General features: G+C 67.3%; 11 protein-coding genes, 1 other RNA gene and 1 pseudogene. 8 read left to right on the forward strand and 5 right to left on the reverse strand.

Annotation, left to right across the window (positions count from 1 at the left end; all coding sequences use genetic code 11):
* Positions 1–785 precede the first annotated feature (785 nt).
* The 6 genes and pseudogenes from QZX93_RS26530 to QZX93_RS27545 all read left to right on the forward strand — a co-directional run bounded on the left by QZX93_RS26530 (position 786) and on the right by QZX93_RS27545 (position 6,496).
* On the forward strand, positions 786–1,229 hold the full coding sequence (locus QZX93_RS26530) for a hypothetical protein (RefSeq protein WP_295393248.1): 444 nt from the start codon (positions 786–788) through the stop codon (positions 1,227–1,229).
* Positions 1,226–1,897: a hypothetical protein gene (locus QZX93_RS26535; RefSeq protein ID WP_295393249.1), complete on the forward strand. Its 672-nt coding sequence runs from the start codon at positions 1,226–1,228 to the stop codon at positions 1,895–1,897. The genes QZX93_RS26530 and QZX93_RS26535 overlap by 4 nt, the downstream gene beginning before the upstream one ends.
* Positions 1,881–2,675, forward strand: coding sequence for an IS21-like element helper ATPase IstB (istB, locus tag QZX93_RS26540; protein WP_295393250.1), 795 nt, complete (start codon positions 1,881–1,883; stop codon positions 2,673–2,675). The genes QZX93_RS26535 and istB overlap by 17 nt, the downstream gene beginning before the upstream one ends.
* The gene (locus QZX93_RS26545) at positions 2,672–2,872 is read left to right on the forward strand and encodes a hypothetical protein (protein ID WP_295393251.1); all 201 of its coding nucleotides are present in this window, start codon (positions 2,672–2,674) and stop codon (positions 2,870–2,872) included. Before istB ends, QZX93_RS26545 begins: the two co-directional genes overlap by 4 nt.
* Before the next feature lie 144 nt (positions 2,873–3,016).
* Positions 3,017–3,703 carry a hypothetical protein gene (locus tag QZX93_RS26550; protein ID WP_295393252.1) on the forward strand — a complete coding sequence of 229 codons (687 nt, stop codon included), beginning with the start codon at positions 3,017–3,019 and terminating at the stop codon, positions 3,701–3,703.
* Positions 3,704–4,222: 519 nt separating this feature from the next.
* Positions 4,223–6,496, forward strand: a pseudogene (locus QZX93_RS27545) (EAL domain-containing protein).
* 73 nt (positions 6,497–6,569) lie between these two features.
* Here the strand turns inward: QZX93_RS27545 and QZX93_RS26565 are convergent.
* The 4 genes from QZX93_RS26565 to QZX93_RS26580 form a co-directional block, all read right to left on the reverse strand.
* Positions 6,570–7,196, reverse strand: coding sequence for a 5-formyltetrahydrofolate cyclo-ligase (locus QZX93_RS26565; RefSeq protein WP_295393253.1), 627 nt, complete (start codon positions 7,194–7,196; stop codon positions 6,570–6,572).
* A gap of 96 nt (positions 7,197–7,292) precedes the next feature.
* A non-coding RNA gene (gene ssrS, locus QZX93_RS26570) (6S RNA) lies at positions 7,293–7,477 on the reverse strand.
* Between the two features lie 13 nt (positions 7,478–7,490).
* Positions 7,491–7,820 carry a cell division protein ZapA gene (locus QZX93_RS26575; RefSeq protein ID WP_295393254.1) on the reverse strand — a complete coding sequence of 110 codons (330 nt, stop codon included), beginning with the start codon at positions 7,818–7,820 and terminating at the stop codon, positions 7,491–7,493.
* Positions 7,817–8,026, reverse strand: a complete 210-nt coding sequence (locus tag QZX93_RS26580) for a TIGR02449 family protein (protein ID WP_295393255.1) — start codon at positions 8,024–8,026, stop codon at positions 7,817–7,819. The genes QZX93_RS26575 and QZX93_RS26580 overlap by 4 nt, the downstream gene beginning before the upstream one ends.
* 123 nt (positions 8,027–8,149) lie before the next feature.
* On the opposite strand from QZX93_RS26580, the gene QZX93_RS26585 reads away from it, so the two are divergent.
* Positions 8,150–8,716 (forward strand): UPF0149 family protein, encoded by a 567-nt coding sequence (locus QZX93_RS26585; RefSeq protein WP_295393256.1) that lies wholly within the window; start codon positions 8,150–8,152, stop codon positions 8,714–8,716.
* Positions 8,713–10,023: an aminopeptidase P N-terminal domain-containing protein gene (locus QZX93_RS26590; RefSeq protein WP_295393257.1), complete on the forward strand. Its 1,311-nt coding sequence runs from the start codon at positions 8,713–8,715 to the stop codon at positions 10,021–10,023. The genes QZX93_RS26585 and QZX93_RS26590 overlap by 4 nt, the downstream gene beginning before the upstream one ends.
* 175 nt (positions 10,024–10,198) lie before the next feature.
* Here QZX93_RS26590 and QZX93_RS26595 read toward each other — a convergent pair.
* On the reverse strand, positions 10,199–10,444 hold a 246-nt coding region (locus QZX93_RS26595; RefSeq protein WP_295395030.1), incomplete at its 5' end, for a hypothetical protein.

The raw sequence follows: 10,444 nt of genomic DNA on the forward strand, positions 1-10,444 counted from the left end.
CTGCGGCTTTGCGCCGGGTCCGTCCCCGGCGGAGCGTAGCGCAGCCGGGGACGGACCCGGCGCAAAGCCGACGCGGCCCACGCGCCTGGTCGCAGACGGTGCCGCGCGGGTGTTCCCCGCGCGGGAGGTGACAAGGGCCGCGCCATGGTCTACAGAATCAGTGCCGTTGAGACAGGTACGGCACTGGTGTGACCGCCACAGTCTTTCCCAGCGCCGTACCCCGGAGCGTGCATGGCACGGTCCCGTGGGTCAGTATCGCCCGCTGGTGGGCGACGATCCAGGATTCATCGGCAGGGGTTGCCGATGCTGGAGACTGCCCGTCTGTTCAACTGCGCCCGTTGCGGTCGTCAGGTGACGATCTGTCGTCACTGCGATCACGGTAATCGTTACTGCGACCAGGACTGCGCCCAGGCAGCGCGGCGGGCGTCGCGCCGCGCGGCCGGGGCGCGTTATCAACGCAGCCGCCGCGGTCGCATGAAGCACGCCCAACGCCAGCGTCGCTACCGCACCCGGCGGCAGAAAGTGACGCATCAGGGTTCACTCGCCCCGCCCCCGAGCGTTTCACTGCCCCCCGAGTCGCGTGCCTCGGCACCTCCCCCGGAGCCTACTCCAACACCGGCCCCTGAGGGTCTGCGCTGTCATTTCTGCGGGCGCATGTGTTCGGCGTTGGTCCGTCTGGGGTTCTTACGCCAACGCCGCGATGGGCCAGCGATGCAACGGCCACCCCGCGCGCGGGCGCACAGCCCGTGAGCCCCGCGGGGATGGCCCTGACGGCGGCGTCGACGGTGACCATCTCCCAAGAACTCGAAGGAAAGATCCTGCGCTACTTCCATGTGGAGAAGTGGCCGGTGGGTACCATTGCCCGGCAGTTGGGCATCCACCATGGCGCCGTGGACCGGGTGCTGTCCCAGGCCGGGTTGCCGAAGCTGGAACGGCCCCATCGGGCGTCGCTGCTCGATCTGAAAAGCGCGGTGCTGGAGCGCCAGGGCGACGCCATCCGTTTTCATCCCACCCTGTTGGCCTTGGCCGCCCATTATCGCTTCGAGCCGCGCCCGGTCGCGGTCGCCCGCGGAAACGAAAAAGGTCGGGTGGAACGGGCCATCCGCTATGTGCGCGAAGGCTTTTTTGCCGCCCGGACCTGGCGCGACCTGGACGATTTGAACGCCCAGGCCGACGCTTGGTGCCGCGGCCAGGCGGCGGACCGCCCTGTCCCGAGGACCGCACATTGACGGTACGTGAGGCCTTTGCCCAGGAGCAACCCCGGCTCCTGGCGCTGCCCGACACCCCGTTCCCGACCGATGAGCGCGTTGAGGTCAAGGTCGGCAAGACGCCCTATGTGCGCTTCGATCTGAACGACTACTCACTGCCCCATACCCATGTCCAGCGCCTGGTTACGGTAGTGGCCAGCCCCCAGCAGGTGCGGGTGCTGGATGGCGCCACCGTCCTGGCCTGCCATCCGCGCAGTTACGACAAGGGGGCGCAGATCGAGGACGCGGCCCATGTCGCGGAACTCACCGCCCGCAAACGCGCCGCACGCCACCACCGTGGCCAGGATCGGCTGGCCCAGGCCGCACCCAACAGCCGTGACCTGCTGCTGGCCGCCGCCGCGCGCGGGGAAAACCTGGGTTCCCTTACCGCTGCCCTGCTGCGGCTACTCGATGCCTATGGCAGCACTGAACTCCAGGCGGCCATCGCCGAGGCGCTGCAGCGCGGGGTACCGCACCCCAATGCGGTCCGGCTGAGCCTGGAGCGGCGGCGCGAACAGCGCGAACTGCCCCCACCGGTACCCCTGACTCTGCCCGATGACCCCCGGGTGCGCGATCAGGCGATGCGTCCCCATGCACTGGCCGACTACGACCAGCTCAACCCGGAGACCCGCGATGACGACCACGCCTGAGGCCCTGATGGTTCGCGCCAAGGCGTTGAAGCTCTATGGCCTGCTTGATCACTGGGATGAGGTTGCGGCGGCCGATTGGGTCGCGCCACTCATCACCTGGGAAGAGGACGCCCGCGCCCGCCGCGGCCTGGAGCGGCGCCTGGGCAATGCCCACCTGGGGCGCTTCAAACCCCTGGCCGACTTCGACTGGCAGTGGCCCACCCAGTGCGACCGTGCCGCCATCGACGACCTGATGGGCCTGCACTTCCTCACCGAAACCGCCAACGTCGTGCTGGTCGGCCCCAATGGCGTGGGCAAGTCGATGATTGCCCGCAACATCGCCCATCAGGCGCTACTCGCCGGCCACACTGTCCTGTTCACCAGCGCCGGGCAGATGCTCAACGAACTGGCCGGCGCCGATGGAGATCACGCCTTGCGCCATCGCCTCACCGTCTATGCCCGCCCGCGCCTGTTGGTCATTGACGAGGTCGGCTATCTGTCCTACTCCAACCGCCACGCCGATCTGCTCTTTGAGATCGTCTCCCGGCGCTACGAGGCCAAGTCCACCCTCATCACCACCAATCGCCCCTTCGCCGAATGGGGCGAGGTCTTTCCCAATGCCGCCTGCGTCGTCTCCCTGGTCGATCGCCTCGTCCACCATGCCGAGATCATCACCATCCACGGTGAGTCCTATCGCCTGAAGGAGGCCAAAGCCCGCGCCGAGCAGCGCCAAAACACCCGCACCGCGACCAACCGCGTGAGCCCGCGCATCACCAAAACCAGTGGAGAACACCCATGAAGACCGCGTTGATCCCCGACGATTGGTCAACCGAAGAGGCGTTGGCCATCGTCGACTTCCTCGACGACCTGCGCGAGCACATCTGGGCGCGCTATGGTCTGCGCATCCAGGACGTCCAAGCCGAGAACTCTGTCACCCAAGTGCGCCACGCCCAACCCGACCTCTTCGACCCCGGCGACCCCAGCGATCCGTTCTGATGCGTCACGCCCCGGCGCTCCTCAGTGAGCGCCCCCTGACTCCATGGCCCCTGACTATCCTCCGCTGAGTTCGCCATTTTTCCGCGGCTTTTGACAGCCGCTAACAGACGATGGCAGCGAGGTGAACGGAGACGAGTGCGGCGCATGAGCACCGATGCAGTCGCACTGTGCGAATGGGAGTCTGCCGGACCTGATCGCTGGCCGTCGCTGGCGGGGCGACGGTTGGTACCCCAGGGACCGGCGGCGCGCCTGGCCAAGGCCCTGACGGACAGTGGGCGGCTGGAGGTGCTGGAGCTTGCCCAAGGTCTGGAACTGCGTGCAACCTCCTGGGTCGGGCGGGTGACCCTGGACGGTTTGACGATTACGATCCGTCCTAAGATCCCGGAACTGCCGCTGCTGAACCTGATGCGTTATGCCTATGGTCCTCGGTACAACCCCCAGCAGCGCCGCGACCCGGTGCCCCGGCCGGATTTCGTGGTGCGTCGCCGTCAACAGATCCTGGCCATTCTCGATGCCAAGTACCGGGACCTGTGGGTGCTGGCTTTGCCGCGGGAGATGCTCTATCAGCTCGCCATCTACGCCCTGACCCAGCCCTCCGACGGGGCTTGCGCCACCATTTTGTATCCGACCCTGGCGGATGCGGCCCGGGATCAGCTCGTGGCATTTCATGGCATACTGGGCGGCCCGACCAAGGCGAGGGCGATCCTGCGGCCGGTGCATCTACTCGTCCTCGACGGGCTGCTGCGAGCGGGCTCGGGACTGGAAGCAGAACGTCAGCGCCAAGCGATGGTGTCGAGGCTCATTAGTCGTAAAGAGCCTTCGAGCCCGTAGGACGGAACGCGCAGAGGTTCCGCCATTTCGGCGTTGATGCCATGGCGGATCGTCCTGCGGGCATCCGTCCTACGGTCCTCACGGACCGCTTGCCGGCGTCTCGGCTACGACCCCGTCAGTCCGTTGCGCCCACCGAGCGCAACGCCTCCCGATAGCCACGGATCGCCTCAAACGTCGTCGGTCGGTCGAGAAAGCCCCCGAGCAGCTCGAGATCCAGGCCGGGGAGCACCTCGCTCGTGGTGAGCGGTACATAGGTGAATGATGTGGTCCTCGACGTCCTCGGTTGGGCGGTCGTCCGTCAGCGCGTAGCGGGCTTGGGTGGACATGGGGCCGGTCCTGCGGGGTGGTTGGGCTGGGGTTGATTCTAAGCGGTTGATCGTGGACTTGGCCACCCGGCTGACGGCACGCTCGCCGGCCCGAGCAGCGGACCCGTATATCAATGCAGTCGATGGGTCGGCGTTTGCGCCGCGTGCTATCTTATGTCCCTGCGTTCGCCCACCCCATGGAGCCGGAGCCCCCATGACCTCCCTCAGTGACCAGACCGACACCATCCTCGCCGGGCTGCTCGATCGGCTGCAACGTGAGGCGGTGAAGGTCGCCGCCGACGATCCGGTGCGCGTCGCCCATGAGTTGCGGGTTCGCCAGATCGAACTGGAACTCCAGAACCGGGAACTGCGTGCGGCCCAGCAGGCGCTGGAGGAGTCACGCGACACCTACGCCGACCTCTATGACTTTGCCCCGGTGGCCTATGTCAGCGTCAGCCGCGAGGGTCGAATCACCCGACTGAACCTGACCGCGGCCCAGTTGTTGGGCCTGGAGCGGGGGCGAATCGAGGGCCTGTTCCTGGGGTCGTGGCTGGTTCCCGAGGACGGGCTCGTCCTATTGCGCAGCCTCGGACGGGTACTGTCGACGGGTGAAGAGGCGTCCATTGAGGTCGGTCTGGGACGCCCGCCGGCCGCCCGGCGCACCCTGCGCCTGACGCTGCGGCGCGACGAGACGTGCCGGCGGGAGGCCCCGCCCACCTGCCGCGCGATCCTCTCGGACATCACCGAGATCAGCCAGGCGCACGCCGCCCTCCTCGCGCAACGGCAGTTCCTCCAGTCGGTCATCGACGGGGTCGCCGAGCCCATCCTGGTCATCGATACCGATTATCGGGTCCTGCTGATGAATCGGGAGGCCCGGCAGGCGGCCCGCGTACCGGCCGCGGGCCTCGCCGGGCTCACCTGCTACGGCGCCATTTATGGCCGCGCGACCCCCTGCGACAGCGCGGCGCATCGCTGTCCGGTGCGCGAAGTCCTGGCGACCGGGCAGCCGGTCAAGGTGGTCCATCGCGACCCGGGGGCGGACGGCAAGACCCGGTGGATCGAGGTGGTCGGCTCGCCGCTGCTCGGCCTGGCGGGCGAGGTGCTGGGCGTGATCGAGTCCTCGCACGATATCACCGACCACCTGGAGCTGACCGCCCGGCTCCAGGAGCGCGAACGGCAACTGCAACACCTGGCCGAACATGATCCACTCACCGGGCTGCCCAACCGCACCTTGTTCGCCGACCGCCTGCGGCAGGCGCTGCGCCACGCGCACCGCGAGCGCTGCAAGGTCGCGGTGATCTTCCTCGACCTGGACCGCTTCAAGCCGATCAACGACAGCCTGGGACATGCAACCGGCGACCTGATCCTGCAGGAGTCGGCCCGGCGGATGCGTGCCCTGATGCGCGAGGGCGATACCGTCGCCCGCGTGGGGGGCGACGAATTCACCATCGTCCTGGGGGCCTTGGCGCGGGGGAGCGACGCCGGGTTGATCGCCCACAAGCTGCTCACGGCCTTCGAGGCGCCCTTCGAGCTCGCCGAGCGGCGGCTCTAGGTGACCGCCAGTATCGGCATCAGTCTCTACCCGGATGACGACACCGAATCCGAAACCCTGATCCGCGACGCCGATTCGGCCATGTATCGCGCCAAGGAGCAGGGCCGCGACACCTTTCGCTTCTATACCGAGGAGATGACGACGCAGGCCCTGGCCCAGGTCGCGCTGGAAACCGACCTGCGCCAGGCCCTGGCCGGCGGGCAGTTCGTACTTTACTATCAGTCGCAGATCGAGCTTGCGACCGGCCGCCTCGCCGGCTGCGAGGCCCTGATCCGCTGGCAACACCCGGCGCTCGGTCTGGTCGAGCCCGGGCGCTTCATCCCCTTGGCCGAATCCACCGGGCTCATCGTCCCACTCAGCGCCTGGGTGGTGCGCACCGCCGCGGTCCAGATCAAGGCGTGGCAGGATCAGGGACTACTGACGGGGGCCGCGGTATGGGTCAACCTGTCGGGCCGCGACACCCAAGACCCCAACCTGGCCTCGACCATTGCGGCTATCTGCGGCGATGTGGGCATAGGCCCCGGCGGCCTGGCAGTGGAGATCACCGAAACCTGGATCATGACCAACCCGGAGGTGGCGGCCGAAAATATCGCGCGCCTGCAAGCCGCGGGGATCGCGGTCGGTATCGACGACTTCGGGACCGGCTACTCGTCCTTGGGCACCCTCGACCGCTTGGCGGTGCGCGAGATCAAGATCGACCGCTCATTCGTCGCCAGGCTGCCGGCGGACCCTGGCGGCTGCGCCATCGCCCGCGCCGTGATCGCCCTCGGCCGGGCGCTGGGGTTGCGGGTGGTTGCCGAGGGGGTGGAGACCGAGGACCAGGCGGACTTTCTCAGGGCCGAGGGCTGCGCGGTCGGCCAGGGTTATCTGTTCAGCCGCCCGCTCCCGGCCGCGGAGTTTGAGCGCTATGCGCGGGGCCTGAACCCAATCGGCTAATCCCACCCGTCTCGCCTCTCGTGACACCGCGCGAGCGGTTGGGCAAGCATTCGGCGATGGTGATCCGCTCTGCCTAAATACGCCGCCGATAGACCCGCCGCTCGGTCGCCACGGCATCCAGCGGCACGTCCCAGGGGCGGGGCGTGAGTCGCTCCACCCGCTGGCACTCGTGGGCGATGCCGATCAGGCGGGGTCGGCGCCAGTGGGTGCGGCCCCGCAGGAAATTCAGGGTGCGGTCGTAATAGCCGCCGCCCATGCCGAGTCGATGGCAGTCGGCGTCGAAGCCGACCAGGGGGACCAGGATCAGGTCCAGTGCCCAGGGTGGGGTGGGGCGCTGGCGTCTGGGCTCGGGGATGCCCAGGCGATTGGCCTTGAGCGGGGCGCCGGGCGTCTGGCGAGCGAACCAGAGGCGATGCTGCCGCCCCGGGCGCAGCACAGGCAGGTAGTCGCGGCGGGCGCCGTGATGGGCGTGTGCGAGCAGTGGGCGCGGGTCCAGTTCGCCGTCGGCCGGCCAATAGGCGGCGATCCGTCGGGCGCGTCGAAAAGTCAGGTTTCGTCCCAGCACCCGGGCTAGGGCCGCGGCATGCAGTCGCTGATCGCGGGGAGAAAGCCGCCGCCGTGTCGCGCGCAGTTGGCGCCGCAGGGGCTTGAGTGAGGTCGGAAGTGCGGGTGCTTGCGGGGGCGGATCGGTGGGGGGCATAGTGGCTGCCGGGAAGATCACGCTTGGTGGCGGCCTACCGTCCGTGGCCTGGATTCCGGCGTCCCGGCCGGAATGACAGAGCTTCAAAATGAGGTGACACCCCCCGTGTGTGCCGTCGCAAACCTTTGTTCTTGAACCTCGGGGTTCAAGTGGGGACAATCGCGTCGGCTTCAGGCTTTCCGCTCGAGGCGGACTTGCACAACAGCCTCTTGGTCATGTCCCCCGGGTACGAAATAGGCTCAAGAAAATACCCAGTTCGCGGTCGAACACTTCAGGGGGTGTCTGAGTAAGAGGCTATACCCTTTCGGCCGACGAGTCCAGGGGCGGTTCGCCGGACAGGGCCTCGCCGACCCGCTCCTGGAGCCGGCCGAGCCGCCGGGTGACCCGGGGGTCGGCGCCCCCCTGGGAGCGCTGGAGTTGCAGCAACTCCGCGGCGATGTTGAGCGCCGCCAGCACCGCGATGCGGTCGGTGCCGATCACCCGTCCGGTCTGGCGGATCTCGCGCATGCGCACATCGAGCAGACGGGCCGATGCCAGCAGGTCGTCCTGCTCGTCGCTCGGGCAGGCGATCCGGTAGTCCTTGTCCAGGACCTTGATGGTGACCCCAACGGGTTCGTCGTTCATAGACTCTCCTCCATTGCGCGCAGCCGCGACAGCATGGCCTCGACCCGGCTGCGCGCCTGTTCGTTTTTCTCGATCAGCTCGCCGCGTTCGGCGACTAAGGCCTCCTGGCGGGCGCGCAGTGAGGTGTTTTCCTCACGCAGCCGTTGGCAGAGATGGAGCAGTCGCTCCAACTCGTGTTCGAACCGATCGATATCGAAGCTGGCCAAGATGACGGGTCTCCGTGTGAATTTACCGCACTATAGAAGGGGCGGCGGGTACGGTCAATCCAGTCGATGGCATGCTAAGATGTGGAGCCGAACCGAGGTGGCCGCAGTTGCGCGTCCGCCGCCATGGAGACGACCACGGATATCGAATACGACCAGATGGGGCGCCTGCTTGAGTCGAGCGCCCTCGCCCCGAGCCCCAGCGAGGCCCACGGTATGCTGTGCGGCCTGATCTGCGGTGGCGCCCCAGACCCTGAGCGCGCCTGGCTGGATCAAGTGTTGCCGCTCCCGGCCCCGGATGCCGACGCACCCGACGCACCCGACGCGCAGGCGCGCGACGACCTCAGCGCCTTCGCCCGCCAGACGCAGGAGCGGATCGGCGGCCCGGCGCTCGGCTTTGCCCTGCTGCTCCCGGACGACGACCGGCCGCTCGCGCAACGCGCCACCGCGCTCTACGATTGGGTGCGCGGGTTCTTGTTTTCACTGGGTATCATCGGCATCAAGGAGCGCGACCTGTCCGACCAGGCACGGGAGGTCTTGCGGGACTTTGCCAACATCACCCGCATGGACCTGGATGTGTTGCCCGATGACGAGGAGAACGAGGTCGCGCTGACGGAGTTGACCGAGTTCGTCTGGGTGGCAGCCATGCTGATCTACGAGGAGCGGGCGGCCGCCCGCGCGAGGCCGCGATGACCGCCGCGCAATGGCGCCGCCGCCGCCGGGCCTTGCTCAAGGCGATCGGCCCGGACGGGATCGCCATCCTGCCGGGGGCCCGCGAGGTCATCCGCAACCGCGACGTACACTATCCCTTCCGCCAGGCGAGCGACTTTACCTATGTCACCGGGTTCCCGGAGCCCGATGCCGTGGCCGTCTTTGCCCCCGGGCGCAAGGAGGGCGAGTTCATCCTGTTCTGCCGCCCCCGCGACCCGGAGCGCGAGCAGTGGGACGGCTACCGCGCCGGGGTGGAGGGGGCGATCGCGACCTATCAGGCCGACCAGGCCCATCCAGTGAGCGAACTCGATAGCCTCATGCCGGGGCTCCTGGACGGGCGCACCCCGGTCTTGTTTCCCATCGGCGCCGATCCGGCCTTCGATGCCCGGGTCTTCGGCTGGGTCAATCAGGTGCGGGCCAATGTCCGCACCGGCGCCGTCGCCCCTGAGATCTTCGTCACCATCGAGTCGGTCCTGCACGAGCAGCGTCTCAAGAAGAGCGCGGCGGAATCTGCGCTGATGCGCCAGGCGGCGCGTCTCTCCGCCGCGGGTCATTGCCGCCTCATGCAGCGCTGCCGCCCCGGGTTGGGCGAGGGCGATCTGGAGACCGAATTCATCCATCACTGCGCCGCTCGCGGGGCACGCTACCAGGCCTATCCGCCCATCGTGGCCGGCGGGCGGCATGCCTGCGTCCTGCATTATGTCGAGAATGACGCGCCCCTCAAGGATGGCGACCTGGTGTTGGTCGACGCCGGTTGCGAGTGGCACGGTTATGCCTCGGACATCACCCGCACCTTCCCGGTCAACGGCCGCTTCAGTGTACCCCAGCGTGAACTCTATGAACTGGTCCTGGCCGCCCAGCGGGCCGCTATCGCCAAGGCGCGCCCCGGCAACCGCTGGATCGAGCCCCACGAGGCGGCCGTGAAGGTCCTGACTAAGGGCTTGATCCGGCTCGGTATACTCGAAGGTAAGCCGTCCCAACTGATCAAGGACGAGGCGTATAAGCCCTACTATATGCACCGGACCGGCCATTGGCTCGGCATGGATGTGCATGATGTGGGTCACTACAAACGGCGCGGTGAGTGGCGCCGGCTGGAGCCGGGCATGGTCCTGACGGTGGAGCCGGGGCTCTATCTGCCGGCCACCGACGCGGTCCCGGAGCCCTATCGCCTGATCGGCATCCGCATCGAGGACGACGTGTCGATCACCGCCGACGGCAACGAGGTCCTGTCCGCCGGGGTGCCGACCGACCCGGATGCGATCGAGGCGCTGATGGGTCGAGCGGTTTAGCAATAACGGTTGTCCGCAAATGAACGCGAATGAACGCAAATAAAGAGAATGCAGTGCGGGGGGCGAGGTATTGCCCGGGGCGCACCGTCAGCCTTCTATTGCGCATGAGGTTGCGAGTCACTCGATGTTGTCATTCCGGCCGGGACGCCGGAATCCAGGCCAAGGAGGGCCGCTATTAAGTTAAGGGTTTCCCGTTCGCCCTGAGCTTGTCGAAGGGTGAGCGGGAAATCCTTAACCTACTGAAGTTAAGTCGTCCGTGGTTCGACTGTTCGACAAGCTCACAGCTCACCACGAACGGCTTAACTAGTGCCTGGCAGAAAACTCGCCTTTCATCACGAATCCCATTCTTCGCCGCCCGGGCATCGGCGAGCGGTTCATGCATTTTGAAGCGTTTGGTAGCGGTCGAACCGCGCAAATAAGA

The sequence above is a fragment of the uncultured Thiodictyon sp. genome (genome assembly GCF_903946935.1).
In the GTDB taxonomy this organism is placed as follows: Bacteria; Pseudomonadota; Gammaproteobacteria; order Chromatiales; family Chromatiaceae; genus Thiodictyon.